This is a genomic window from Zymomonas mobilis, from assembly GCF_006715975.1.
Lineage (GTDB): Bacteria > Pseudomonadota > Alphaproteobacteria > Sphingomonadales > Sphingomonadaceae > Zymomonas > Zymomonas mobilis_B.
The window spans coordinates 492,913-517,346 of sequence record NZ_VFOF01000001.1 but is presented as its reverse complement, the minus strand read 5'-3'; the positions used below and the strand labels follow the sequence as shown (position 1 = coordinate 517,346).

Here is a 24,434-nt window from a genome sequence, read left to right as displayed (position 1 = left end):
CCGCATTTTGGTAAATTAAAGGCTTATTTCCAATATAAATCGAAGAAAAAAGATTCCACCACGCGGCCAAAAAAATCTCTGAAACAAAAATCAGAAAATAATGCTTTAAATGCAAAGATAACAGAACATAAAGAGAGCATAATTTGTGGAATGAATAAGCTTATAAAGGGTTATGCAGTCTCTAATACTGCTTTTGGATAAGCTTAAATTTTAGAAAGGTATTTTTTGATTGGATGCCCCGTGTGGATTCGAACCACAATTGACGGAGTCAGAGTCCGTAGTCTTACCTTTAGACGACGGGGCAACATTCGAGCTGCGAACTAATGCTGTCAGACGCCACTGTCAAGCCTATTTTACAAATTACTGCAATTTTTGTTAATTTTTTTATTCAGCATCCCTTCTGATCAGCCATGATAATTAGACGTGCTATGCTTGCCGCAAGTAAACCGTATCTATACTATCGCTTGTAACAAATCGGTAATTTTGCCGTTTAATTTCACCAGTAGGACAGGACGATCATGGCCCCACCTCTATTCAGGGCCGTTCCGACTTTTAAACAACGGTCGGGCGGCCGTTATCCAACCAATTCCGCTTTAGTGGCCAGCCCTAAAAATACGTTCAACTTTACTCGTCCGCGTGTTTATGGTGCCCTTGACCTTGGTACCAACAATTGTCGTCTTTTGATTGCCCGTGCTGAAAAGCACGATTTCATGGTTATTGATGCTTTTTCCAGGATTGTGCGCCTTGGGGAAGGTCTGGCTGCCAGCCATCATCTTTCGGATGCCGCCATCGAACGCGCCTTATCTGCGCTAAGCGTCTGTGCTGAAAAACTCAGAAAGCGGAATGTCTTTCTGGCGCGCTCCGTTGCAACAGAAGCTTGCCGTCGGGCTTTGAATGGCCGTAACTTTGTGGAACGCGTCTATGAAGAAACAGGATTGTTATTAGAAATAATCTCGGCAGAGCAAGAAGCCCAACTGGCTGTCCTTGGCTGCCATATGCTTTTGACTCAAAAAGATGTTCCTTCTCTCATCTTTGACATTGGCGGCGGCTCGACAGAACTTATTCTAACCATGAGCGACCATAACGGTCCCAGAGTGTTAGACTGGATCTCTGTACCTTGGGGCGTTGTCTCTCTGACGGAAAGTATGGGTTATCGTGGCGGCAGCCCGACAGAAAGAAAACAAGCCTATCATGCAATGAAAGAACAGGTAAAAAAACTATTTGTCTCTTTTGCTGATCGGCTAAAAAAACAAAGGCTCACACCACGCAGCTTGCTGGGGACAAGCGGAACAGTGGCAACATTAGGCAGTATTTATCTCGAATTGCCGCGCTATGACCGACAAATGGTCGATGGATTGATTGCACCAACAGCCGCCCTTCGCAAAATTAGCCGGATGCTTTCCATGATGTCGATCAAGGAAAGAGCAAAAATTACCTGCATCGGTGAAGATAGAGCTGATTTGATTGTCGCCGGATGTGCTATTCTGGATGCTATTGTCGAAATATGGCCGATTAATGCTGTGCATATTGCTGATAGAGGCATCCGCGAAGGTATATTGCGTGACCTGATCGCCCGTTATGGCTATTGCAGCAGACCATTTAACCGAGAAAGGTTCCTATGAAAACGCCGGGACATCAAAGAGTAAAAACTGCACGCAGAAGAACCGCTGCCTCCACACGCTGGCTAGAACGCCAACTTAACGACCCCTATGTGCAAAAAGCACAACTCGAAGGCTATCGTTCCCGTGCGGCCTTCAAGCTTCTTGAACTGGACGAACGCTTTTCTCTGCTTAAAAATACCAAACGTATTATTGACTTGGGTATAGCCCCTGGCGGCTGGAGTCAGGTTGCAAGAAAAAAAGCACCACAAGCAAAAATCGTCGGGATCGATCTTCTGGAAACGAAACCCATTGAAGGGGTTACGATTTTCCAAAACGACTTTACTGATCAGGATGCGCAAAAACAGCTGATAGAAGCTTTAGGCGGCGCAGCTGACCTCGTTCTTTCTGACATGGCCGCCAACACGATCGGCCATGCCCAAACCGATCATTTAAGAACTATGGCTCTCGTCGAAGAAGCCGCTGTATTTGCGAGTGAAACACTCCGTGAAGGCGGTGCCTTTGTGGCAAAGGTTTTGGCCGGAGGCGCTGACAAAGATTTAGTCGCTTTATTGAAACGGCTTTTTGGCAACGTCAAACACGCAAAACCGCCTGCCAGCCGTAAAGAATCTTCGGAATGGTATGTTATTGCCCAGAATTTCCGTGGCACGCCTTATCAGGATGAAGATAACATTTAGAAGATTTAATCAAAAAAATCACTTTCTGTAATAAATTTTATTGAAAATAATCTAGAGTCCCGTAATATCACCCCAACAACCTTGTGATAAAAACCAACATTTTCCGTATTATTAAATAACAATCGGTATATTCAGCCTGCCTATCAGGTATATCTGGTTTCAGAGATACTACCCTTGATGGAGCAGGCAGAACAGGAATTGCCTGTCATGCTTACAAAAAATAAAGCCGTCAAACATGACAGGCGTTATTTTCCACGACAGAAGACTGTTCTTCTTTACAGAATACGGCATTTCAAGAGCCATTACCTTCATGCCATTCGGGCACACATCCATAAAAATCACGCACTAAATATCAGTTATTTTAAATTTAATATAAAATTTCGAACCATTTTAACGTTATCTTTAATGTTCACACTTATCTCTGTGAACAATGGTTCATTGTTAAAGGTTTTAATAAATTACTTTCACCAGAGTAATATTATTATAATTTTACTGGCGGTAAGTTTTTGTAGTATGTTACTCTTTAGGCATTTTTGCCGGAAACAGAAAAATAAGGCTGAATTACCTCCAAATCCGACGAATCTACTCCGTCTTATGGCTCAACTCGTTTTTGTGGGCTTTATAACTATTCCGGTTCTTCTCTATACGAATACCGCTCGGAACAGTATTTTCAACGATATTATTTTTCCTTTTATCCCGACTATCGTTTTTGGTTGTTTTTGCATTTACCGCCTAAAAGCTAGTTCTTTCATTCTGTTCTTTATAAGCCAGTTCATCTATTTTCTGAAGTTATTCCAATGCTTATCGCCACAATTCTCTTCCATTTTGGAGGATGTTGAATTTTTCTTTTGTAATGCCATTCTACTCTATCTGTTTGATGCGTATCGCCTTTCCTCATGGTTTTCTATGGAGAAAAAAAACGAAGCGGAATCCCCGCCTTCGCTTGCGATAGAGGCTGAAATCGAACAGCAGGCAAACTGCTATGATACGACCACCGGTTTAGCCAATCGGAAGCAATTTTTTATAGATATTCAGGCTGTCAGCCCGCCTTATAAGGAAGATAATATCCCTTTTTCTATTGGGATAATTGATATCGATGGCTTCAAAAGGATCAATGAAATCTATGGTCACGATGTTGGGGACTTCATCCTCGACAAAATAGGCCACAGATTATATCTGGCGCTCCGTCATAAAGCCTTGGTTTACCGGATCGGAAATGATGAATTCGGTTTTATCCTGCCGGGGAACAAGGAAATCAGCGTTCTCAATCAGGAACTAAGCTCTATTATTGAGGCTATTTCCACGCCGATTTATGCCAGAAACAACCACATTGTCATCAGTTGTTCTGTCGGCTGCGCCAGCTCCTATTTCGGTGCAGCAAATAACTCACAACAGATATTCGAACATGCTGATTACGCCCTTTCCAATGCCAAAGACCAAGGTGGTCAAGGACAAGTTGTGGTATTTGACCTCAATCACGAATTGAGATTGAAAGAACTTGCTCTGATTGAAAGGGCTTTGGAAAAAGCCGATTTTGGCAAAGAGTTTTTTCTCCAATTCCAACCGATCATTGACTCTCGAACTGAAAAAATAGCAGCTTTTGAAAGTTTGGCGCGGTGGAAAAGTCCCGGATTGGGCATGATTGCTCCAGACAAATTTATCCGTGTAGCAGAACAAACAGGCGTTATTTTACGACTGACCCCTATTTTTTTCCAAAAAGCCTTACAAGAAGCCCAAAAATGGCCATCCTCTATCAAGATTTCTTTCAATTTATCGGCACATGATATCTCTCGCGAGAAGCAAATTGATCATTTGATCGATATCTTGAGATTATCCAATATTTCACCCAGTCGGATAGAATTTGAACTAACCGAAACGGCCGTCATGCATAATTTTGCAGCGGCCTTTAGTAATGTAAAAAAGCTCCAAGCAATTGGGGCTAGCATTGCTTTGGATGATTTTGGAACCGGCTACTCTAGCCTTTCTCACCTCCAAAACTTTCCTCTGAATAAAATCAAAATCGACCGCAGTTTTGTGACAGGTTTGGAATACGACAATAAAAATTATAAAATTATCAAATCCATCATAAATCTATGCCGCGAAATTGGCCTAGAATGTGTTGCTGAAGGGGTCGAAGACAAAGAAAAAATCGATCTTTTGTCCCATCTCGGCGTTTATCTTATTCAGGGATATTATTATTCCCCGCCCTTATCGTCCGAGCCTGCCAATATTTATATCAGAAACCATCTCTCAATATAAAACATTGTGTCTATTTTGTATTTCAGGCAAAATTTTACAGAAACCTACCAAAGATCCATTTCTAAAAAGAAGCCCTTACAAGTGTATACACGCTCAAGGCATCCAAAATCCGTAGAAACGATGACTATCTGGCTGGGGCGAATAACTGCCTGCCATATCTCCCTCTGAAAGCTGAAAATTCTGTAACATAGAATATAAACGTTCGACCATTTCTTCAGCTTTTGCTTTATCATATCCCGCTTGCCCACACCATAATGCCGCCTTTAATGCGAGCGCAGTTTGATCGGGATTATCACCATCGGCTTCAGGCTCCTGACCAGAAAGAAAAAGCGAAGGCAGCGATAGCGCGGCGGGATTACTATCCAACCAATTAACCAACCAATCCATGAAAGAACAGGCGATATCTTGCGCCAAAGCCGTTGCTTTTTCTGCCGCAGTGCCATCAGCTTTAGCGACAACAGAAGCTGCCATCATCCTTGCCCAATAGTCGGCGACATTATGAAAAGCCCGATACTGGAACCCTCCCCATCCCCAATTCGGATCAGGGCCTCCGAAAATGAAATGGTAAGGCGCGCCATATTGCTCAGCATCCCATTGAGCGAAAATATAGCAAGACGTGAATGGTCCCGATAACGCAGCCGTATTTTCCGTCGCATAATGCGTCTGCGCATCTTTCATCAATTGAAGCATATTACAGGCTTCCTCATGACGATTTAACAACATCCACGGCACCGGATTTTGATATCCGATATAGGCAGAGCCCTGCCATAATCCGCCACCACCAGAGGGTAATCGCCCCGATCCGATCGTTGCATGTTGAAAAGGCAGTAATCCAGGAAAATAAGGCTGATAAATCGTCGATGCTTTTTCGATCGAAGCACCCCCTATCTGAATCGTTACCACATCAGCCAAACTGCAAGACACCGCCGCCGATACTATTTTGGCCTGATCCGGTATTTTGGCAGGCATTTTATTATAAGCTGCGACCAAATAAAGATTTTGCGGTGCTGTAACGGTTTTTGGGATCTGAAATTGAATTGTCTTAAGCGCACCGCTTATATCCGGTTTAGTGGGTAGCGATGCTGTATTGGTTTGATATGCAGCTAATGCAAAATTTCCCCACGCGAAGCTCTGTAAAGCGGCATCCGCATTAGCCGGCAACGCTAGCTGCCAATACCATCCGGCATTATCCACGACGACCAATAGAATATCTGTGCTGGTCGTTATATATGATAAAACCAATGGCTCCGCGCCATCCCATTTTTGGTTGGAAGCCGCCGTAGCGAAACCTATTCCAGCAGAACTATCGGAAAGAATATAATGGCAGGCAATAACCGCTTTACCTTCATCCGTTAAAATACGCTCGGTAGTCGCAGTTGCTTTGCCATAAACAAAATCGGTATTACCCGGAACCCATTCAGCAACATCGGTATAATCCATAAATTGCTGAAGCGGCACACTATAAGATGCCAGCGCCGTATCTGGGCAAAAGTTATATTTATATTGTCGCTTCTGATCATCGGTTAAAATAACCGTTAAATTGGCCGATTGGGAAACGGCTGCTTCAATGCTCAAATTTAGATCAGACGTAATGCCCAAATTCAAAGCATCATTTTGAAAAACCCATCCCAAGCGGTGGGCATCTTTCAGTAAATCAAAATAGGCAACACCCGTCGTTTTATCCCGCCCATAACGACAATAATCAGTTGGCGGCGTATAAGAGATATCATCTGCGGCATAGGCATAAAAATAGGTTAATGGCCAGCTATCATAGGTTCCAATAACGGAACGCTTGAAAAAATGCGTTTCTGATGAAGTCAGGACGCAAGCCGTCTGCCATAAGGCTAACATGCCCTGATAACAGCTTTCCCATTTTGCGCTATTATCCTGATCAATCGCCCGCATCAGATAAAACAGATCAATAAACCAATGAATGGCATCATTCGCCATAACCTGTTCATCCGGCATCAAATGCCGCCACATAGGCCAGCCTTCAAATTGACGGCCATAGGGAATGCTGTCATCCGTATAGACTGAATAGCTGACCCGATATTCGCCACTCAAAGCGGTGTTTTTCATTTGCAAACAGCCAGCAGGTACCGCTGTTTGAGGTTCGGCATCAGAAGTAAAAACGGCATCTGCCGCATATCCGCTTTGCCAGCGGAAAAGATACCCATCACGGTCGACGAAGTAATCTATATCAAAAAACTGGCCTTTGGATAAATCGGCATAAACATTTTGCCAGCTCGTTTCGCCCGAAAAGACGTTGTAAACATTAGCCAAATGAGCAGAAAGCTGCGTCTTTCCATTGGTAAAAGTGATAGCTTCTCCGACATTACCGTCATAGGCATGCCCATTCGGGTTGGACGGACCTTTAACATTAAAGACCTGCCCCGCATTAACGACCCAATGATGATACCATAACCCGTTCGCAGGTGGCGTTTTGCTGGCACAAAAGTAGCTCAAAGCGGCATCGGCCAGCTTACGGGCATTGTTCAATGCCGTGATATCACCTGATGCCAGATAATAACGGGCATATCCCCGCGCTAACAAAGCCTGACTTTCGCTTGTCGCCGTATCGCTCGGCAGATAGCCTGCTCGCCCGTCTTCGACATGCATGTTATTGCGTACCAACCCGTCGCCCGAAACAAGATAAATATCAGGTTGGGTAGGGACATAAGGTGCCGGAGAAGCTGTCATTATCTTAAGCCTGTTTCTGCGCCAACTGCGCTTTTAAGGCATTAATTTCAGCTTGCTGTTTGACAATTTCACGCCGCTGCCATGCCGCCTCGATGGCCTGACATTCGCTGTAACGCAAACCATAGGCCTCACCAGCGGGCACGATGACATCATGATAGACTGGCTTGCCGTTCTTTCCCAAATTTCCGCTTTTCTCACGGCGGGTATGGGCTTCCCAATGGTCATGGCAAATCATGCCCAAGCTTTCAGCATCAAGGCCAGCATCCTTATAGGCATCTTCAACTTCTTGAGCGATCAAACCGAAATGCCAGCGGGCGTTATCAAAACCCTTACTTTCAACCGCTTTTCTGAATTTAAATTGCCGCCAAGACAGATTGCCCCAAACATCCAAGACATCTTCAGGGATAGAATCTATATCCATTTTCTGACGGGCATCCGACGTGTTGATGGCACCATTGGCAGCATAGATTTCGGCCCATTTACGATTAGGCTGCCCCAAGGTAATCACACCATCCGATGACGGGTTAAGGTTGCCACTAAGTTCACCGCCCGTCGTCAGAACGGGCGCCGCCCCTCTGACGGCATTGATTTTTGAAACCAACCCCGTGCCATCAATATTGGATAGATCTTTATTGGCGGGCTCAAATCCCAAACCACCGGTAATCTGACCATAAGAGAAAGAAATTTTCTGCTGGAACGCCGCACCATTAAAATTGCTGAAATCAGCATTCAATGGTTCATAGCCGAGACCTTTCGTGATCTGGCTATAAGAAAGAGCAACTTTCTGCTGAAAAGTAGTGGCATTAAAGTTGCTCAAATCAACGCTGACCGGCTCATGTCCCAAAGCTGCAACCACGGAATCATAGTTGGTCGTCAAATTCTTGATATAGCCAATCTTGGCTTTATAGGTGGCATAACCATTGGCAACAGGCCGAGAAATTTCGACCAAATCATCTTCGGTAACGGATACAGAATCCGTCATTTCCGAAATAGTTAAAGTAGACATGGCATCACTCCATAGAATTATTAGAATAGTTTTTGATAAATTGAGTTAATTGTCCGGCGGCATTCAACGCCTTGTTCATTGCCGCGATCGGCAATTCCGCAATACGGGTGCCATCGGGCAAATCTGCCGTCCCGCCTTGCAACTGGGATTCATCGTAAATTTGTACCCGCGAAAGGGTTATTTGGATTTTCCCGCCATAACTAATGGTCAAATTATAAAGACCATCGGCCACATAGAATTCGAAATAGCCAAGGCTATCCGTTCGCAATGGCTGGGAAATTGCGGTTGTCCCATTGTCGGAAAAAAGAGACGCCAGACTGCCGTCGGTTTTATAAACGAAGATCAAGGCTCCCTGACCGGCTTCCCATCAAGGGCGCTTGCGACGCTATCAAAATATTTACGCATGAAAATTACCTTGTAAAAATACAGTGGACTTCAACCGAACCGGTGAAGCCATTCTGATCGGTAATGTCGTCACGCAAATAAGCAGAAGCCGCGCGCTTATGAGGCACCCCATCGGCTCGAAAAGTCGTTGTTGCCGAGAAAGGAGAAAGAGCCATCACACTGTCTGCATTCTGGCAATTCACAAGAGACCAGCGATGCTGATAAGGGGGCAGACCACCTAAAACCTGCACGGTCACCGCTGATGAAATAACAGGGTTATGACGGGCATAGCTCTGAATTAGGGGTGACGAGACAGAGACTTCCAATTTATGGCAAAAAATCTCATGCAGAGATTCATCATGGCCTCTAATTCGAAGCACCCCAATAGAATGGAGCAGACCACCCGCCCCCTTAATCGCGATAGCCCTTATCTGGCGGGTAAATTTATCCTGATCTTTAATCTCGATGGTCATACATATACCAACCAAATATCACCGGGCTGACTTGTCGGGTCAGCCGCCTGACTATTGGTCAGATAAATTCGACCACCGGAAAAACTACCATCGGCAAAATAAGGAAAAACACCCTGCCCTTTGCGGCGCAACAAGCCATCGACATCGCCACCATTACTTGCCAAAGCACCAATAGCCTGACGAAATGTTGCCATATCGGCCGCTTGCAACGCCGTATCCATCGCCTGATTGATAGCTGATCGCATCTCAGCCATGGCCTCGCGCAAGGCGTTATTTAAATTGCCCGGTGGACATCCTTCGGCAATACTGATTCCACCAATATTACTGTTACTATCTGCATTTTGCGACCAGTCTGAAAAAGACATAGCGCAGCCCTACCCTCCCTTATAAGAGCATAAAATAAATACATATTTTAATGATGATATTCTGATTGCATCGGGTTAACTTTAATAAGAACCCGATATCCAAAGTATCTATTGTGATACTCTATGAACAAATCCAACTTTTTAAGTTTTTATTCAAAAACATCATTCACAATGGATGTTATTTTTTCCTAAAAAGCATTTGTTCTGTCATTCTTCTTTCTGGATCATTGGATGGCAAATTCACAATGCGGCTGATCATCCGCTCATGCTCGCTTGGGGTTGGCGCATCGGGATCACGAAGCTGGGTTGTTTCACCTGTTAAGGGATTTAAAGATAAAACTCGGCCATCCGTGCCAAAATGATACTGTGGCTGTGCGGCTTTCGCGGCCAAATTGGCCTGCTGCTGGCTCAATTTCGAGCTAGCAAGGTTATTACTAAAATCCCGTTGCTGTTGCTGCGCGCTTTGCTGCTCAATACGCCGATTATGCTCCATCACCGTCGGCAGATAAAGCGGATATCGCCCATTTGCCAACAAGAGGGCATCTCCGATAACCCCTGCAATGCGCTGTCCAATGCCTCCATTTGAAAAAAAATGATGAGGTGCAGAGGTCACCCCTTGTTCGACTTGAGGCATAGGGGATACCGCTGGGCTATTCCCTTCTGGCATTTCGCCTTCATTCTCTCCTCGGTTTACAATCGGCTGGAAAGAGGCAGCAGCAGACGATGCCGTTGGCATATCGCGGCTATTATCTTTCTCTGAATTTTCTGACGGAAATACAGAACTGTTATTCAAACTTTCCATTGCCTTATTAAGGGCAGAGTTGTCCTGATCGAGAGCACTTCCAAACATAGCCATAATAAAAGGCTCCTAAACTTTAAAACCATTGGCAGCCCAGCCCGACAATCCAGCCCCCGCCAAACTGGCTAATGTTGATCCAATTCCTTGGCTTTGGGTTGTCGTGTTATAATTCCCCAATAATGAGGCCATATTGCTCGCTAAAACCGAAGATGAAGATTGCGGTAGCCCCGCTGTCGTGGTCAGATAATTGCCAAGGGTATTGATGCCACTATTTCTGGCATCGCTCAGATTGGCCGCATTTGTGGCTGCCTGCTGTTGATAACCACGCTCGGTATTATAATTATTGTAGAGAAGATTGCTGTCCGTCTGCCCTAATTCTTTTGCCAAAAGTTGGGCTTGAGCAGAACCGCCAGTTAATCCCCTCGTTCCAATAGCGCCATTGACGCTATCCGAAACATCTTGATTGGTGTTTTTGACAATATCGGACAAGGCAGGATTAGTTGAAGGCGAAAGATATTGCCCCGATAAAACAGACTGATTGTAGTTATCCGCCTGATCCACATCACTATTATTCAATGTTTTACTGGCAACATTTCCGATATTATTCTGCAATAACGAATTGATATTGCTCACATTATCCTGATTATCACTATAGGCTTGCTGAACAGCATTGGCGCCATTAGTGATATAAGGTCGGGCAAACTGGCTCGGTGCCGTTGTTGCCTTGCTTTTTTTACTCATTTAATTTTCCTTCAATGCTTTTTCATAGGCTACCGTTTTTTCCTGCCATCCTAATTTTGCCAAAGGCCGCCGCCACCCTGTCCGTCCATAGGCACGGACAGCAATACAGCCGATTTCCTTGGCTGAATGGGCAATTATTTCCGACAGATCTGCAATCCAAAGGTCAAAATCACGCCCACCGACAAGATAGATTTCGGCAACCTCTCCGGCTTGGGTAGTCACAATGCGGGTAATGGCCGCGGCATAAAGTATGTCGCAATCATTATTATCCGACTGCAAAACCGCCCATAATTGTAAATGCCCTTCGGCTAATTCAGGCAGAATATTCGACCAATCTTCATCTGATCGCTTTAACGCCGGTTCCAAAAAATTTCGGGCAGCAGGCCACCCTACCCATTCCAACGGATGGGCAACTATGCCTATTTCCATTTTCAGCTTATCCGTGTGTTAAAACAGGCGATACCGCTGACGAAACATGGCTAATCCCACAGATTTTGCCATTTTGAGCCATCCCACATCATCGCCTTTTGGGTTGTGTTATTGAAAAACCACTGCCCTTTTTCGGGATTATCCGGCGCTGCATTGCTGACGGGTATCGGGCAATGATAATGGCTATCTATTAGATCAGATTGCTTATCAGCATTGACCATCAAATTATTAACGGCCATCGCCGCCCGCCTGATCCAATCTGCAACCGAAGCTGCGGCTATCGGTAAACGCAGCATCATCGCCCTTCTCCGGCGACGATCTCCCAATCAAAACCTTGAATAAAAGACCATGCCGCACCGCCTTCGATTTCTAACAATACGGAACAATAGCGATTATTGACCCTTAACGGGATACGACCGGATAAGGTAATATGACGCGTAACCCGCCCTGAAACTGGATCACCCAAACGATGACACCCTTCTATGGTCAGACTAGCTTTCTCGGTTAGATCACCTAACAATCTGGCTGATCGTATCCGGCTATGGATGCCGCCATCAGCACTAAAAAAACCACTTTGGAAACGGGCGGGTAAATTCTCTCCCTCCAGAATCCCAAAATTATTTTCGCGATCCACAAAAATAAAAAGAGGATCGCCACCTGAAAAACGTGGGTCATCAAGACTATAAGGCATGGAATCCAAACCATCTGGATAAAGCTGGTTCAGCGCCTCCAAAGTCGTATTGGCTGTAAAACCAGAAAATAGACCAATGGCATCGATATCCAAACGGCTCCAACGATCAATCGCCCAATTATAGACCAAAACCATAGACGGATTACCCGACATCAACCAGGCAACCATATGTTGCCTTGGGTCGATCGCCGCCGTCATCTGATCGAGGCTTTCTCTTGGCCAGCTTTCAAAAAAGCTCCGATCAACGCGCTCATTTCCGATAGGCGTTACAGAAACTCCATCGGTCATCATAAAACCACGATCGGAAAGGAAGAAAACCTGCCGCCCAGCTTGTGCAATGGAGCCTGATGCAATAGCCCCGATATTGGCGCTTATTTCATCAAACTGCCAAATATAGCTGTCACCAGTATAGGTCATACGGACAATACGGGATCGCTGGATAATAATCCCATATTCGCCCCCCATAATGCCCATAATATCGCCACCGGTCAGCATCGGCTGATAACCTGCTTGATCAGTGCCAATAACATTGCTGTTTTCATTGTTAAAACCTGACCATTGGATCAGATTTTTCTGGGCAGAAGCACGCCCATAAACAACAAAATCACGAATGGTCGTCACCATCTCGGCGGTGGGCGCATCGGCAATGCTGTCCGCTTTTCCGGTCAAAATATCTATCTTGCGGGTAGCACTCCCATTAACCGCAATAATCCGGTCACCAAATTGGGTAAAATGCCATTTCCCATAGGCGGGCAATGCCGTTAACAATGCTTCCCAATGACCCGAGACATAGCGGTAAAGACTGTCTTTGGTGCCAGCCACTAACAAGGTTGAACCATCAGACCCTAAAAAAGCAGAAGCCCCCATAAAAGCATCCGGCAAAGCTGATGCAAAAGGCTTAAAACTACCAACAGGCCGATATCCATTCGTTGTGGCATAGGCATTGCTTAAATGAACAAGCGCACTGCTTAAATAAGGCGGCTGATCAGGTTCATAAGCACCGAATAAAAATCGCTGACTTACCATCGGTAAGCCCCTCGAACGGCCTCGGTTACTGGCGCTGCCGCTACCAAGGCGCTGCCACCATAGCGCTTACGCAACCCTGCCTTATTCAACTCATCCAAGGCCTCATCCAAAGCGGCCTTAATCACGGGCAAACGGTTGTCATTCCATCCGAAAAATTCGGCCTGTAACAAAGATCCAAATAGATAAATATCGGGATGCGCTGCCAACAACCAATTACTCTGCCGATTCAAAGATAACGCTGGCAGTGACGCTCGATAGACTAACGAAAAAGAAACCTCTTTTTCAGGCGCTGGGGATATCCATAACTGCCCGGCAATAATGGTAAAAACACGCCGATCTTTTTCTTCATTTTTACAACGTTGAAAAAGCTCAGGCGAAACCTGCAAAAATCCCTGATTTTTATTTCCGCCCGACAGATAAAGGAGACGCAATGCGTCAAAATCCTCTGGCAATGGCACCGAACCATCGGATGCTATTGATATTTCAGTTTCTAGCTCAGGGTTAACCAGTAACCGCCTAAAACGGGCTTCGGCCAGTTGAATAAAATAAGGCATTTGATCGGCCAGATCATCCCGTTCCAGCCACAAAGCAATCGCCTTTAATAAACCATCATAACGGGTGAGACTGTCCAAATTTTGGGCATCAATAAAAAGAGCCATCGGCCATGCTCACATAATAAAGTGGTTAACGCGCAAATAGCGGTAATCCGGATGGTTGAGTAAGCGGCGAACCGCAGGCGCATGATTTTTATCCCAATATCGAACGCCATATTTCACCAGCCATTCCATCAAAATAACGGCAGGGACATGGGCGGCATGCCACATATACAATCGACGATCGAAATCTTCATTTTGTGACCGTTTATTGGCTTCCAAAGCCGCTGAACAATCCTGTTCATAACGAATATGCCAGCTCCCCTGATTATCATCCGAAGATGAAAACCAACTTTTCATTCCCGTTACAGGATTGCAGGATAGCAAACGTTCAACCGTCATCCCGCCCTCCCAGAAACAACGCGATATTCGCCTGTCTGTTTTCTCGAAACAGTGACCCATTCAGAAAAAAAGGCATCATCATTTCCTTTCCGGATTTCTACGGGAAGATGCTTCTAAAAAGGCACCTTCCCGATCACGAAAATCAGGCAGCGCTTAAATCTGCCAGAACACCGGATGCGGCTTCATTGTGGCACCGCAAGGCGATTTCAGTGTAAAGGGCATCCCGATCGGCAAGACCTGTCGTTGCCAAAGATCGCTTCTGAATGGGGTCTAATGTCGCAACCGACCAATATTCGGGATCAATCACCAAAGCGCTGCTATTGTCACAAAAACGGTCAGGCACGAACTGCACTTCACCGACATCGGAAACATAGATATCAGCACCGGCAATAATGCGCGCTTTCTGGTCACCTGTATCGCGCCGATTAGCAGCCAGACCGGGAAAAGCCGCCGCAGTCTGTTTCAATTTCAAAGAGGTAATCACCATATTCGGCTGACCACCACTGACCCAGATATCGCCCAAGACCTCTTTTAATAAATCTTCGGTATAAAGCCGTGCCTTACCAGCCGTAGCCGCAACCGTGGGATAACCGCTGCCATTGTCACCGCCAGACATAACAGGATTAATGCCGCCGTCGCCACGATGCGCATTACTGCGCAGCCATGCCAAAGCACCGGCGGTTTCTCTTGCGACAACGGCACCATCGCCAGGGATCGCGGCAAAATTTCCGGTAAAGCGGGCTTCGATATCGCGTTTTAATTCCTGACCAGCTCGTGCCAGTTGATAAGCATGTTCATCCCCACGGCCAGCATTATGCACAGCACGATCAGTGGTTGATGTGCCGACTACTTTGGTCATGATTTGGGTATAGTTGCCAACCCGCACCGTCGGTTGACGGCTTTCATTGGCAAGATCAGCCCCTTCAACCTGCTTATTCTGGGCGTTGGCACTGGCCAGATTATCAGTCTGCCATTCAGTATAGGTATTTTTGGCGGTCGTTTGACCGATAGCCGTTACAAAAGGTGTTTCCAGATTGTTACCGCAAAGGCTCTTTATCCCTTGCTTCCTTACATTCCTGCAAGGCTCAGACTATATCATCGCTTTCGCGGGCGGCGCTCGTGTCAGCATTTACTGTCATAGATAGAAAAACAGACTGAAATGCGTTTAAGAGATGCATTTTTCTAAAGATATTTCCGGCATTTTTCGTGAAAATGAAAAGAGTCATACCCGCCTCTTTTTCGGAAATAACGATATCAGTTTTATTGCTTTTCTATCCGTAGACTCGGCTGTTAGTCGTTACACCTTCAAGAAATTTTCATCTCAAGCTTGGCTCGGGATTATCCTCGTTTCTTACGGTTGGACGTTCCCCGAATTCACCGCCTTTTCATTTAATGCAATTTTCAATAATTGATAAGAAACTACATTAACGGACCAAGAATCCAGTCGGGCTGATATTATAAATAATATCGGAAAGATCTTCACGGATACCGACGCGTGAGTAGGTTTGGACGGTATTAGAGGCAACAGACATAATTAAAAAATATTCCTTGGTATAAATTATCTAAAAAGGGCGTTCATCGCCGCCGCCGCCGATCGGACATCACCGGTTTGACGTAGCTGCCCTAATGACTCATTCAGCTTTCGACTTTTGGCAGCACCATGCGGTTGGGACGTTCCTGGAACAGCGCTTTTTCGTGATGTTTTTGCCGCTTTTATGGCGGCGGTTTTACCCTGTTGCAAAGCGTCCCACTGGGCAGATTTCTTTCGCCATTCATGCGCCTTTTTCAAAGCCAAAATATCGGTAGAATCGGCCTGCGCCAAAGCATGATCAGGATAACCGAGATGACGACCCGTTTCCTCAAAGGCGGCCAAAATATCCGGTCGCTGATTATCGTCTCCCCATTCTGGAAAAACCGATAACAAACGCTGATGCTCGGCCTGCGCCCATGCCTTTCGGGCTTCCAACTCGGCGGCCTCATTCTGGCTCGAAATTTGGATAACTTCCTGCACGATCTGATCACGCTCGGCCGTCAAATCCTCATAACTAGCTAATTGCGCGGCATAGCTGGCGGGATCGGTTACCAATAACTGCGGATCAGGCTTTTTGGGCATGATCGCGGCGGCGTATTTGGCAAGCTGATCGGCATAATGATAATGAAGCGCTCTATAATGCTCCTGCCACATCGCCCCCATATCCGGCTGACCGCTATTCGCTTGCGCATCGCCTGCTGTCACTGATGCACTGGCATCGGTATCTTGATTGGCCGTTATTGGGTCATCAGGCGATGCGCCAACATCGCTACCCGTCATCTGATCTTCTTGATCAGGCGAAAAATTGGCCTGTAATGCCTCGGCTGCGTCCTGAATTGACCCACGGGGTCTTTTCAAAGCCGCGCCTTTCATATGTCTCATTATAAATATTCCCGAATTTCTAACCGGCTAGTCGGGGCGAGCAAAGGCATTCTGATGACGGAATATTCGCCACCCGACCGGTTATATTTCAATTAAATAGGATTAGACCGTTAAAGGCTGATCTATAGCCAGCGACGTTTTCGCTCGGGTAAATTCTCAATCTTGCGGGCATGTTCTTTGGCCTGATCTGCCAATTGCCCGTCTGCAATAATAACCTGAATTAAATTATCAATTTGCCCCACAATGCGGTTCGCCATCGCTAAACGTAATAATTTCCGCTCAGCCTCAGCTTCCCATGGTGCAATCTCGGACATACGTTGAATATAACGGGTGCCGATTTCTTGCAAAATCGCTTTTAATCCCCCTTTTTCTTCATAAAATTGTTTCCAACGTTTCGACCGTAAAATTGGGTCTTGCTCCATTATCTATCTAATGCACCCCCTGCTTTATCTTGTGGCACCTGCGGCGTTTTTTTGTTGGCGGAAACCGACTTACCTTTCTCTGCCAATTTTAAGGCAATTTGATAATTGCGATCAGCCGTTTCTTTGGCCAATGACGCTTCAAAATCAGACCGCTGTCGAGCCAGTGCGGCATCTTCGGCAGCTTTGGCTTTCACCAAGGACAAACGTTGTTCATGCTCTTCTTGTTGCATCGCCAGCTTGGCTTCAGCTTCCTGTTTTTTTAAAGCGAACTCGGCCATATTTCGTTCTTGATCAGCCACCGCTTTCTGCATAGCCAGACTAGTATCTTGCCTTGCTTTCAATTCTGTATCATCGAGATTCTTTCCTACACCACCAGCAGAATTTTGCATCGAAATCGGATGAATATCCTGACCATTTTCAATAGAATTAGAAGATGACGCAGTATCAGGATCAATAAGATAATCAGTCGGATTACCCAAACCACAATCTCGGATCATTGCTGCGATATTGTTATAAACTTCCTTTGATCCCGTTAAACCGACCGGCAAGGCTTGCTGCTGAATAGATAAAAGCTGCTGACGATAAGCGAGCCGTTGATCTTTGCGCCCCGAACCTAGCCCAACCGTAATCCGAACACGCATATCCGGCGACCACAAGGCCGGATCAACCGTCCGGTATAGCCCCTCAACTTTGATGGCGACCGGATCGCCTGATGCAATCATCAACCATAATTTTTTCTGAAATAACCGTCCCAGACTTTGCGCAAAATTACGGGCAACATATTCTTCCATTTGCTGCCCTTGCGCCTGAAGCAACGCTTGCCCAGTTGCGGTTTTGTTTAGGCTATCGGCATCCAATCCTTGGTTAAGACGGGTAATACCTGTCCGGCTTTCCTGAGCCGACTGCATATATTCCATCATGCCCAAAGATTTTTGGATATCAAAACCGGCATTTAAAGGCGTTGGCGGAATGCCACCTCGATAACGAACAATAGCCCCCGGCCGTATCGTCAACAGATCATCGAAAGTATCTTCGGTCAAACCATCAACATTCACCGCCATGCGCGGGGCATTGGTTTGATAAACACCATCTAACGCCTGACGCATCAAAACCGATTTGACCCGCTGGATATCCATCACTTTTTCAGCCAGAGAATTCCCGACCATCCGATGGGCACGCGGAAAAGGTGTCCATACGACAAAAGGCGCTTCATCCACTTCTTCAATCGAAAGCAGAACCTCTTTTACCCGAAAAATCTGTAATAATTCGGCGATGCCATCACCATCGCGATCTATGCGGACATATTCTTCATATAACAGCACTTCGCGGTTTGGATTACTTCCTGATAGCAATGTTTCATCCCGCCATCGGGCATCGACACGACCATCCGCATAAGAAACACTGTAATCAGTCGGTAAACTTTCGACTACATCGCGATCAAATCCCATCGCAACCAAATCAGACAGCGTTTTATAACTGACATGTGCCTGATAATCGGCTTCGTCTTCATGACGGGTTCTTGCCGAAAAGCGATACTCTTCGGATGGTATCGGCATATCAATATAGCGTTTTTGCTGACAATAGCGGGTAATGGTCACATCATAGCCATTGGCCTCATTTTCACTATCGGCGACCGATATCTGTATATCTGGATTGCCTTCGGCTTCCATTAACAAAGCCGCCAAGGCATCTTCTTCTAAATGAATATGGCGGATCGTTGCCCGCCTTTCAGACAAGATCGCTGTTTTGATAATGCCTATTTTTTCAATTAATCCGGACTGTATCCAGTCATGCAAAATTTTATAGCCATCTTGACCATGCATAAAAGCATAGCTGACCGCTTCGGTCGCATCATCGGCATCTTGCGCTTGATCTTCGGCCACAGGCTCAAATTCAACGACCCGATCACCGGATACAATTGTCCGTAACAGACTGATCGTCATATAATCGACGACTTCGGCGACATCAGGACTGACAACTTGACTTCGTCCCTCTTCTTCATCGCCAAAGGGACGCGCCTCATAAAAATCTATGGCATTAGCCTGATCTTCGGCCAGCAAGCTATTATGCCAGCTTTCAGCATGATCGGCCTTTTCCTGTAGAACGGCTAATAATGCACTATTGGATAAAAACGATATCCGCGAAGAAGCCTTCTGTTTTTTCTCGCTCTTTAAATGCTCCACATCCTCATTTTCGAAAGTCATAGCGCCCCTCTTGGGCAGAAATGACATATTCAGCCCGCTTCATTAGAATATTCCTTTATTACTATAGGTGATTTTTCGGCTGGTAACGGGCGGTTCCCAAGCAATGGCTGCCAAACCAAACGCATCGGCAGAATGGCTCGACCAATCATGCTCTGGACCTAGCCCTATGCCCCGTATTTCATCGCGTTTTTCGTGATACCATCCCAAGGCTTCTAAACCGCCGCGACAACGGTTTTCATCAAACCACATCTGGGGAAATAACCGGCGCGCGGCTTCTATCCGCTGCATCGCCGCCCCTTTGCCTTGGTTGGGAATAACCCGCACCGAAAATCCGGCTTCTCGCAACGCACCTTCATAGGTTGTCGCTGCAATTTTATCATGCTGCGCCCCGTCATGAGGCAAGATACACAACGCGCCCCCATATTCATGAGAACGCAACCAATGGAGATGCGCTGACAAAGGCTGACCTTGCGCTTCATAGTGATCCAAAAAACGAATTTCGCGCCCAACATATTGGACAATCCAGATCGCCGTCGCATCGGCTTTCGCACCTGTGCCGCCGATATCCCAGACAGCACGCAACGTCATTAAAGGGTCAGCGGCAATCACGCCTATCCGCCTTTCAGAACGCGCTTTCGCCAATGCCTGCGCATAATACGCCCCTTCGGTTATTTCTGCATAACCCTCTTCCCAAATATGGCGGTATTTGTCGGGATCTTGCGCCAGACAATCTCGTCTTTCCTGATCTAGTGGCGAGGGAAACCATGGGTTATTTTCCCAATTCGCCTTCACTACAACCGCACCTGTTGGTGGTGTTTCACCACGGAACATCCGATCAACAGGATCAGTTTTGAAACGAGGATTCCATGAAAACCATAATTCGGAATCGATGGTTCTAATTGTCGGCCTTAACAGCTCTAAAGAGCGTTGCGACAAGGTTTGCGCTTCTTCAACCCAGGCTCGTGAAAAGCCTTCCAAAGACTTGATGCTTTCAGCGGTATGATCTTGCATACCCTGAAAAATAATCACCCCATTCCCGGGCGTTCGAATATGATCACGAAAAACTTTAAAACCGACATTACTGCCGAGATTATAAGCTGAAAGCTTGGTTTCGATCAGCCTTTTAGCGGAATCTTTCAGGGATTTTTGCACTTCCCGAATACAGACAGCCCGCAATCCCGATATCCGAAGACAATCTTCAACCAGCATTTCTGCAAAAAAATGAGACTTTCCCGAACCTCTTCTACCATAGGCACCTTTGTATCGTGCCGGTTTCAATAAAGGCTGGAATATCTTGGCCGTCGGAATCCTTAATGCCGGAAAAGACATTATATTTTTTCCGCATGGACAAGACTTTCGTCATCATCAAAAGGCGGCTTATTTCTATCAGAAGAAATATTATTTTCTTCAACAATAACCCGCTCTATCCGCGCCAAAATGGGTCCCCCATTTTGACCCGTTATTTCTGACGTCTGTTTTTCATTCCATTGTTTCGGCCGCCGATTGCGCAGCCAAAAACTACAGGCTGTAATATCAGGGGGGAGATGCTCGACAAATTCTACCACCTCGGGCTTACCAGAAACCATGACCACTTTTTGGCAGTCATAGCTGTAGCCTACCGCTCTTTTATAAAGGGAGGCTTCCACCCGATTATCCGCTGCTGTTTTGCCCACCCTGACCGCCTGCGCGAATTCAGGATATTTCAAAACCCAACGGTTAATCGTGCGTTCGCTTACATCAAAAAAATCGGCAAGATCACGATTAGTCGCGCCTAATTTGGCAAGACTATGGGCTTGTGTGATATATTCAATTTTAAAAGTAGAAGAAGCAGTCATGTAAATTCTATTAATTCAGAATTTACAACAACAGGGAGTAGGCAAGAATGCGGTTAAAAATAAAAACAGAAGCGTCTAAAATCAATAAACGGCCAACTCACTCAAAATAGTTTTTATTTGTATATTGATGCCATAAAAATAACGCCATCACACTTCTGTATGGGCAAAAATCATTTCCTAATTCGCGAGATTTTTTAACATCAGGTCTCTCTGGTATTTTATAAAAACATCCAACGGCAATACGAATACCCAAATCAGCAGCAGGCCAAATATCAGAACGCCTTTCTGCAAAAATCAGATAATTTTCAGCTGTCCAACGACCGATACCATGCACCGACATCAATAAATCAATCGCTTCCCCATCATTTTGAGGCAAAAGCGATAGATCAAGATCAGTCGCAGACCGCTTTGCCAAATCCTTCAAATAATTAATCTTGGCCGGTGATAAACCACATTGCCTTAAATCTTCTTCATCAACAGATAAAAAGGCATCCGCACTGACTTCACCCAAACATTCGGAAACTCTCTGCCATATTTGGTCAGCAACTTTGGTATGAAGTTGTTGCCCAATAATAGTGCGGGCAAGGCTAGCGATCCCTTTTTCAACAGCTTTATAATGTGGATAGCCGTATTGATGTAATGCATCCTTTATCAAAGGATTGATTATTGCCCATTCATCCAGCTTTTGCTCAATATTCTGTTGGCTCAAAGATTGCGTCATATTATCCCATCACTATATCTTTGTTGTGAAGCGAAAATTCTTATTATTATTCATGCACAAAGTTTTATTTTATGCTATTTTAAATTCTTTGCCCAAATAAGTTATATTCCTGATACACGCCCGTGATTGAACCCAGAAAGATCGACACCATATTTATGAAAAGGCGTGAGCATTTTGCCGCCTCAGTGGAGTTGTGATGACAGAAACCCTTCCCGTTTTACCGCTGCGCGACATCGTCGTATTTCCCCATATGATCGCGCCGCTTTTTGTCGGTCGTGAAAAATCGGTAGCAGCGCTTGAAAGCGTGATGGCAGCAGAGAAAACCATTTTTCTTGTTTCCCAACGCGACCCGGCTGAAGAAGACCCCAATCGTGAAGCGCTTTATGATGTTGGCGTGGTTGCCAATGTGCTGCAGCTTCTGAAACTACCTGATGGAACCGTTCGGGTGCTTGTTGAAGGGCGTAAACGCGCCAAAATAACTGGCATGGATGATTCTAGCGGCCATTTGGTTGCCGAAATCGAACCGCTCGAAGACGCCTCGGTTGAAAATAACGAGGATGAAGCGCTGATGCGCTCCGTCAAGGACCAGTTTGAACATTACGCTAAACTCAATCGCAAATTACCGGGCGATATTGCCCATGAAATCAGCGAAATTGATACCCCTTCTCGACTGGCTGACGCCATTGCCGTCAATCTAGCCGTCAAGGTAGCCGACAAGCAGCCTCTGCTTGAAGAGCTGAATCCGTTCAAACGTTTGGAAATGACTTTTGGCCTGATGGAAGGCGAACTCGGCGTTTTGCAAGTCGAGCGCAAAATCAGAAGCCGCGTCAAACGCCAAATGGAAAAGAACCAGCGGGAATATTACCTCAATGAACAGCTAAAAGCTATTCAGAGAGAACTTTCCACGGGCGAAACAGCGGGTAGCGAAGAAGAAGATGACGGTGATGAACTGTCCGAATTCACGCAAAAGCTGAACAATCCCAAGCTGCCGAAAGAGGTCAAGGCCAAGGCCACGTCCGAATTGAAAAAATTACGGACGATGGGACCCATGTCCTCCGAGGCGACGGTTGTCCGCTCTTATCTTGAAACCCTGTTGAATATGCCATGGGGCAAAAAAACACGGGTCAAAAAAGATATCTTGGCTGCAGAGAAAATTCTGGGTGAAGAACATTTTGGCCTTGATAAGGTCAAAGAACGGATCCTCGAATATATCGCGGTTCAGGCGCGCACCAACAAGCTGAAAGGCCCGATCCTTTGCCTCGTCGGCCCTCCCGGTGTCGGTAAAACCTCTTTGGCTCGCTCTATTGCGAAGGCGACAGGACGCGAATTTGTCAGACAGTCATTAGGCGGCGTCCGCGATGAAGCGGAAATCCGTGGCCATCGTCGGACATATATCGGCTCACTTCCGGGTAAAATTGTAACCAATATCAAAAAGGCAGAAAGCTTTAATCCGCTGTTCTTGCTGGATGAAATTGATAAATTGGGACAAGATTTCCGGGGCGATCCAGCGTCAGCCCTGCTCGAAGTCTTAGACCCCGAGCAGAACAACAAATTCCAGGATCATTATCTGGAAACTGATATTGATCTTTCAGACGTCATGTTTGTTGCAACCGCCAATTCTTTGAATTTGCCGGCAGCCCTGGTCGACCGCATGGAAATCATTCGTCTTGAAGGTTATACCGAAGATGAAAAGATCGAAATCGCTGTCAGCCATCTTTTGCCACGACAAATTAAATCGCATGGCCTGAAAAAAGGTGAATTTGCGGTTGATAAATCCGCTATTCGCGATCTTATCCGTTACTATACCCGTGAAGCGGGTGTCCGTGCACTTGAACGCGAATTAGCTAAAATTGCTCGTAAGGCATTACGGCGGATTCTCGAAAAGAAAGATAAATCAATCACGGTCACCGCTGAAAATCTTAGCGATTTTTCGGGTGTTCGCCGGTATAAATTCGGGATTTCGGAAAAAGAAGATCAGGTCGGCATCGTCACCGGTCTCGCATGGACGGAAGTTGGCGGTGAATTACTGACCATTGAAAGCGTCACCGTACCTGGCCGTGGCAATATCCGCACGACGGGTAAACTGGGCGATGTGATGAAAGAGTCCATTCAGGCCGCTTTATCTTTCGTTAAATCCCGTGCCCCTCTCTATGGTATTAAACCCAGCCTTTTCAGCCGGAAAGATGTCCATATCCATTTACCCGAAGGTGCCGTCCCGAAAGATGGTCCTTCTGCCGGTATTGGCATCGTGACGGCTATCACCTCGGTTTTGACGGGCATTCCAGTGCGCCGCGATATCGCCATGACGGGTGAAGTCACCTTAAGAGGCAATGTCTTACCTATCGGTGGATTGAAAGAAAAACTTCTCGCTGCACTGCGAGGAGGGATCAAGACTGTGTTAATTCCAGAAGAAAATCAGAAGGATCTGATCGAATTACCGGAAAACATCAAAAAAGGTCTCAAAATCATTCCGGTTTCGCATGCTGATGAAGTTTTGGCGCTTGCCTTAACGGAAAAGCTTGATCCGATTGACTGGAGCGAAGCCGATGATCTGGCGGCCTTCCCGCCTACGGCTTTAAGCCACCATAATTCTGATGGCTTAAGTCAGGTTCATCATTAAATAAAAGTCATTAACCCTTATCCCTGCTAGTCAAACCGGCTGGCAGGGATATTTT

The 24,434-nt window shown here is 46.0% G+C and carries 25 protein-coding genes and 1 tRNA gene; 5 read left to right on the top strand and 21 right to left on the bottom strand.

Annotation, left to right across the window (positions count from 1 at the left end):
* Positions 1-230: 230 nt before the first annotated feature.
* A tRNA-Gln gene (locus FBY58_RS02190) sits at positions 231-304 on the bottom strand.
* A gap of 214 nt (positions 305-518) precedes the next feature.
* On the opposite strand from FBY58_RS02190, the gene FBY58_RS02185 reads away from it, so the two are divergent.
* From FBY58_RS02185 to FBY58_RS02175, 3 genes are all read left to right on the top strand, one after another.
* On the top strand, positions 519-1,622 hold the full coding sequence (locus FBY58_RS02185) for a Ppx/GppA phosphatase family protein (protein ID WP_141919284.1): 1,104 nt from the start codon (positions 519-521) through the stop codon (positions 1,620-1,622).
* Positions 1,619-2,296, top strand: coding sequence for an RlmE family RNA methyltransferase (locus FBY58_RS02180; RefSeq protein WP_141919283.1), 678 nt, complete (start codon positions 1,619-1,621; stop codon positions 2,294-2,296). The genes FBY58_RS02185 and FBY58_RS02180 overlap by 4 nt, the downstream gene beginning before the upstream one ends.
* 594 nt (positions 2,297-2,890) lie before the next feature.
* Positions 2,891-4,555, top strand: a complete 1,665-nt coding sequence (locus tag FBY58_RS02175) for a bifunctional diguanylate cyclase/phosphodiesterase (protein ID WP_260432034.1) — start codon at positions 2,891-2,893, stop codon at positions 4,553-4,555.
* A gap of 93 nt (positions 4,556-4,648) precedes the next feature.
* Here FBY58_RS02175 and FBY58_RS02170 read toward each other — a convergent pair whose 3' ends face one another.
* The 13 genes from FBY58_RS02170 to FBY58_RS02110 all read right to left on the bottom strand — a co-directional run bounded on the left by FBY58_RS02170 (position 4,649) and on the right by FBY58_RS02110 (position 15,173).
* Positions 4,649-7,255 (bottom strand): hypothetical protein, encoded by a 2,607-nt coding sequence (locus tag FBY58_RS02170; protein ID WP_260432033.1) that lies wholly within the window; start codon positions 7,253-7,255, stop codon positions 4,649-4,651.
* A gap of 4 nt (positions 7,256-7,259) precedes the next feature.
* Positions 7,260-8,261, bottom strand: a complete 1,002-nt coding sequence (locus FBY58_RS02165) for a tail fiber domain-containing protein (RefSeq protein ID WP_141919281.1) — start codon at positions 8,259-8,261, stop codon at positions 7,260-7,262.
* A gap of 4 nt (positions 8,262-8,265) precedes the next feature.
* Positions 8,266-8,607 (bottom strand): carboxypeptidase regulatory-like domain-containing protein, encoded by a 342-nt coding sequence (locus FBY58_RS02160; protein WP_260432031.1) that lies wholly within the window; start codon positions 8,605-8,607, stop codon positions 8,266-8,268.
* A 64-nt stretch (positions 8,608-8,671) separates the two neighbouring features.
* Positions 8,672-9,118: a hypothetical protein gene (locus FBY58_RS02155; protein ID WP_141919280.1), complete on the bottom strand. Its 447-nt coding sequence runs from the start codon at positions 9,116-9,118 to the stop codon at positions 8,672-8,674.
* Positions 9,115-9,483: a hypothetical protein gene (locus tag FBY58_RS02150; protein WP_141919279.1), complete on the bottom strand. Its 369-nt coding sequence runs from the start codon at positions 9,481-9,483 to the stop codon at positions 9,115-9,117. Before FBY58_RS02150 ends, FBY58_RS02155 begins: the two co-directional genes overlap by 4 nt.
* Before the next feature lie 178 nt (positions 9,484-9,661).
* Positions 9,662-10,339 (bottom strand): hypothetical protein, encoded by a 678-nt coding sequence (locus tag FBY58_RS02145; protein ID WP_141919278.1) that lies wholly within the window; start codon positions 10,337-10,339, stop codon positions 9,662-9,664.
* Positions 10,340-10,351: 12 nt separating this feature from the next.
* Positions 10,352-11,023: a hypothetical protein gene (locus tag FBY58_RS02140; protein WP_141919277.1), complete on the bottom strand. Its 672-nt coding sequence runs from the start codon at positions 11,021-11,023 to the stop codon at positions 10,352-10,354.
* Positions 11,024-11,452, bottom strand: coding sequence for a hypothetical protein (locus tag FBY58_RS02135; RefSeq protein WP_260432030.1), 429 nt, complete (start codon positions 11,450-11,452; stop codon positions 11,024-11,026). It abuts the gene before it with no gap.
* Positions 11,453-11,502: 50 nt separating this feature from the next.
* Entirely contained in the window at positions 11,503-11,751 is a 249-nt protein-coding gene (locus tag FBY58_RS02130) for a hypothetical protein (protein WP_141919276.1), read from the bottom strand.
* A complete protein-coding gene (locus tag FBY58_RS02125; RefSeq protein ID WP_141919275.1) occupies positions 11,748-13,169 on the bottom strand; it encodes a hypothetical protein in 1,422 nt (473 codons plus the stop codon). Before FBY58_RS02125 ends, FBY58_RS02130 begins: the two co-directional genes overlap by 4 nt.
* Positions 13,163-13,828 (bottom strand): hypothetical protein, encoded by a 666-nt coding sequence (locus FBY58_RS02120; RefSeq protein ID WP_141919274.1) that lies wholly within the window; start codon positions 13,826-13,828, stop codon positions 13,163-13,165. The genes FBY58_RS02125 and FBY58_RS02120 overlap by 7 nt, the downstream gene beginning before the upstream one ends.
* Positions 13,829-13,837: 9 nt before the next feature.
* A complete protein-coding gene (locus FBY58_RS02115; protein WP_141919273.1) occupies positions 13,838-14,164 on the bottom strand; it encodes a hypothetical protein in 327 nt (108 codons plus the stop codon).
* 142 nt (positions 14,165-14,306) lie between these two features.
* The gene (locus tag FBY58_RS02110) at positions 14,307-15,173 is read right to left on the bottom strand and encodes a DUF5309 domain-containing protein (RefSeq protein ID WP_260432175.1); all 867 of its coding nucleotides are present in this window, start codon (positions 15,171-15,173) and stop codon (positions 14,307-14,309) included.
* Positions 15,174-15,336: 163 nt separating this feature from the next.
* Between FBY58_RS02110 and FBY58_RS09310 the strand changes: the two genes are divergently transcribed.
* Positions 15,337-15,576, top strand: a complete 240-nt coding sequence (locus tag FBY58_RS09310; RefSeq protein WP_185738168.1) for a hypothetical protein — start codon at positions 15,337-15,339, stop codon at positions 15,574-15,576.
* Between the two features lie 12 nt (positions 15,577-15,588).
* Here the strand turns inward: FBY58_RS09310 and FBY58_RS02105 are convergent, their stop codons facing one another.
* The 7 genes from FBY58_RS02105 to FBY58_RS02075 form a co-directional block, all read right to left on the bottom strand.
* Entirely contained in the window at positions 15,589-15,696 is a 108-nt protein-coding gene (locus FBY58_RS02105; protein WP_141919271.1) for a head protein, read from the bottom strand.
* A 26-nt stretch (positions 15,697-15,722) separates the two neighbouring features.
* Entirely contained in the window at positions 15,723-16,577 is an 855-nt protein-coding gene (locus FBY58_RS02100; RefSeq protein WP_141919270.1) for a hypothetical protein, read from the bottom strand.
* 122 nt (positions 16,578-16,699) lie between these two features.
* Complete coding sequence (locus FBY58_RS02095; RefSeq protein ID WP_141919269.1) at positions 16,700-16,999, bottom strand: hypothetical protein; 300 nt, start codon at positions 16,997-16,999, stop codon at positions 16,700-16,702.
* Positions 16,999-19,203: a hypothetical protein gene (locus tag FBY58_RS02090; protein WP_260432029.1), complete on the bottom strand. Its 2,205-nt coding sequence runs from the start codon at positions 19,201-19,203 to the stop codon at positions 16,999-17,001. Before FBY58_RS02090 ends, FBY58_RS02095 begins: the two co-directional genes overlap by 1 nt.
* 42 nt (positions 19,204-19,245) lie before the next feature.
* On the bottom strand, positions 19,246-20,532 hold the full coding sequence (locus FBY58_RS02085) for a PBSX family phage terminase large subunit (RefSeq protein ID WP_141919268.1): 1,287 nt from the start codon (positions 20,530-20,532) through the stop codon (positions 19,246-19,248).
* Positions 20,532-21,038, bottom strand: a complete 507-nt coding sequence (locus FBY58_RS02080; protein ID WP_260432028.1) for a helix-turn-helix domain-containing protein — start codon at positions 21,036-21,038, stop codon at positions 20,532-20,534. Before FBY58_RS02080 ends, FBY58_RS02085 begins: the two co-directional genes overlap by 1 nt.
* A 97-nt stretch (positions 21,039-21,135) precedes the next feature.
* Positions 21,136-21,759: a DNA-3-methyladenine glycosylase gene (locus tag FBY58_RS02075; RefSeq protein ID WP_141919267.1), complete on the bottom strand. Its 624-nt coding sequence runs from the start codon at positions 21,757-21,759 to the stop codon at positions 21,136-21,138.
* Between the two features lie 196 nt (positions 21,760-21,955).
* Between FBY58_RS02075 and lon the strand changes: the two genes are divergently transcribed.
* Positions 21,956-24,379 (top strand): endopeptidase La, encoded by a 2,424-nt coding sequence (lon, locus tag FBY58_RS02070; protein WP_141919266.1) that lies wholly within the window; start codon positions 21,956-21,958, stop codon positions 24,377-24,379.
* Positions 24,380-24,434: the final 55 nt, after the last annotated feature.

Bases quoted from the DNA above. Each gene is read 5' to 3' on its own strand.
- FBY58_RS02185 (WP_141919284.1), top strand. From the start codon at position 519: ATGGCCCCACCTCTATTCAGGGCCGTTCCGACTTTTAAACAACGGTCG.
- FBY58_RS02180 (WP_141919283.1), top strand. From the start codon at position 1,619: ATGAAAACGCCGGGACATCAAAGAGTAAAAACTGCACGCAGAAGAACC.
- FBY58_RS02175 (WP_260432034.1), top strand. From the start codon at position 2,891: ATGGCTCAACTCGTTTTTGTGGGCTTTATAACTATTCCGGTTCTTCTC.
- FBY58_RS02170 (WP_260432033.1), bottom strand. From the start codon at position 7,255: ATGACAGCTTCTCCGGCACCTTATGTCCCTACCCAACCTGATATTTAT.
- FBY58_RS02165 (WP_141919281.1), bottom strand. From the start codon at position 8,261: ATGTCTACTTTAACTATTTCGGAAATGACGGATTCTGTATCCGTTACC.
- FBY58_RS02155 (WP_141919280.1), bottom strand. From the start codon at position 9,118: ATGACCATCGAGATTAAAGATCAGGATAAATTTACCCGCCAGATAAGG.
- FBY58_RS02150 (WP_141919279.1), bottom strand. From the start codon at position 9,483: ATGTCTTTTTCAGACTGGTCGCAAAATGCAGATAGTAACAGTAATATT.
- FBY58_RS02145 (WP_141919278.1), bottom strand. From the start codon at position 10,339: ATGGCTATGTTTGGAAGTGCTCTCGATCAGGACAACTCTGCCCTTAAT.
- FBY58_RS02140 (WP_141919277.1), bottom strand. From the start codon at position 11,023: ATGAGTAAAAAAAGCAAGGCAACAACGGCACCGAGCCAGTTTGCCCGA.
- FBY58_RS02135 (WP_260432030.1), bottom strand. From the start codon at position 11,452: ATGGAAATAGGCATAGTTGCCCATCCGTTGGAATGGGTAGGGTGGCCT.
- FBY58_RS02130 (WP_141919276.1), bottom strand. From the start codon at position 11,751: ATGATGCTGCGTTTACCGATAGCCGCAGCTTCGGTTGCAGATTGGATC.
- FBY58_RS02125 (WP_141919275.1), bottom strand. From the start codon at position 13,169: ATGGTAAGTCAGCGATTTTTATTCGGTGCTTATGAACCTGATCAGCCG.
- FBY58_RS02120 (WP_141919274.1), bottom strand. From the start codon at position 13,828: ATGGCTCTTTTTATTGATGCCCAAAATTTGGACAGTCTCACCCGTTAT.
- FBY58_RS02115 (WP_141919273.1), bottom strand. From the start codon at position 14,164: ATGACGGTTGAACGTTTGCTATCCTGCAATCCTGTAACGGGAATGAAA.
- FBY58_RS09310 (WP_185738168.1), top strand. From the start codon at position 15,337: ATGCATTTTTCTAAAGATATTTCCGGCATTTTTCGTGAAAATGAAAAG.
- FBY58_RS02105 (WP_141919271.1), bottom strand. From the start codon at position 15,696: ATGTCTGTTGCCTCTAATACCGTCCAAACCTACTCACGCGTCGGTATC.
- FBY58_RS02100 (WP_141919270.1), bottom strand. From the start codon at position 16,577: ATGAGACATATGAAAGGCGCGGCTTTGAAAAGACCCCGTGGGTCAATT.
- FBY58_RS02095 (WP_141919269.1), bottom strand. From the start codon at position 16,999: ATGGAGCAAGACCCAATTTTACGGTCGAAACGTTGGAAACAATTTTAT.
- FBY58_RS02090 (WP_260432029.1), bottom strand. From the start codon at position 19,203: ATGACTTTCGAAAATGAGGATGTGGAGCATTTAAAGAGCGAGAAAAAA.
- FBY58_RS02085 (WP_141919268.1), bottom strand. From the start codon at position 20,532: ATGTCTTTTCCGGCATTAAGGATTCCGACGGCCAAGATATTCCAGCCT.
- FBY58_RS02080 (WP_260432028.1), bottom strand. From the start codon at position 21,038: ATGACTGCTTCTTCTACTTTTAAAATTGAATATATCACACAAGCCCAT.
- FBY58_RS02075 (WP_141919267.1), bottom strand. From the start codon at position 21,759: ATGACGCAATCTTTGAGCCAACAGAATATTGAGCAAAAGCTGGATGAA.
- lon (WP_141919266.1), top strand. From the start codon at position 21,956: ATGACAGAAACCCTTCCCGTTTTACCGCTGCGCGACATCGTCGTATTT.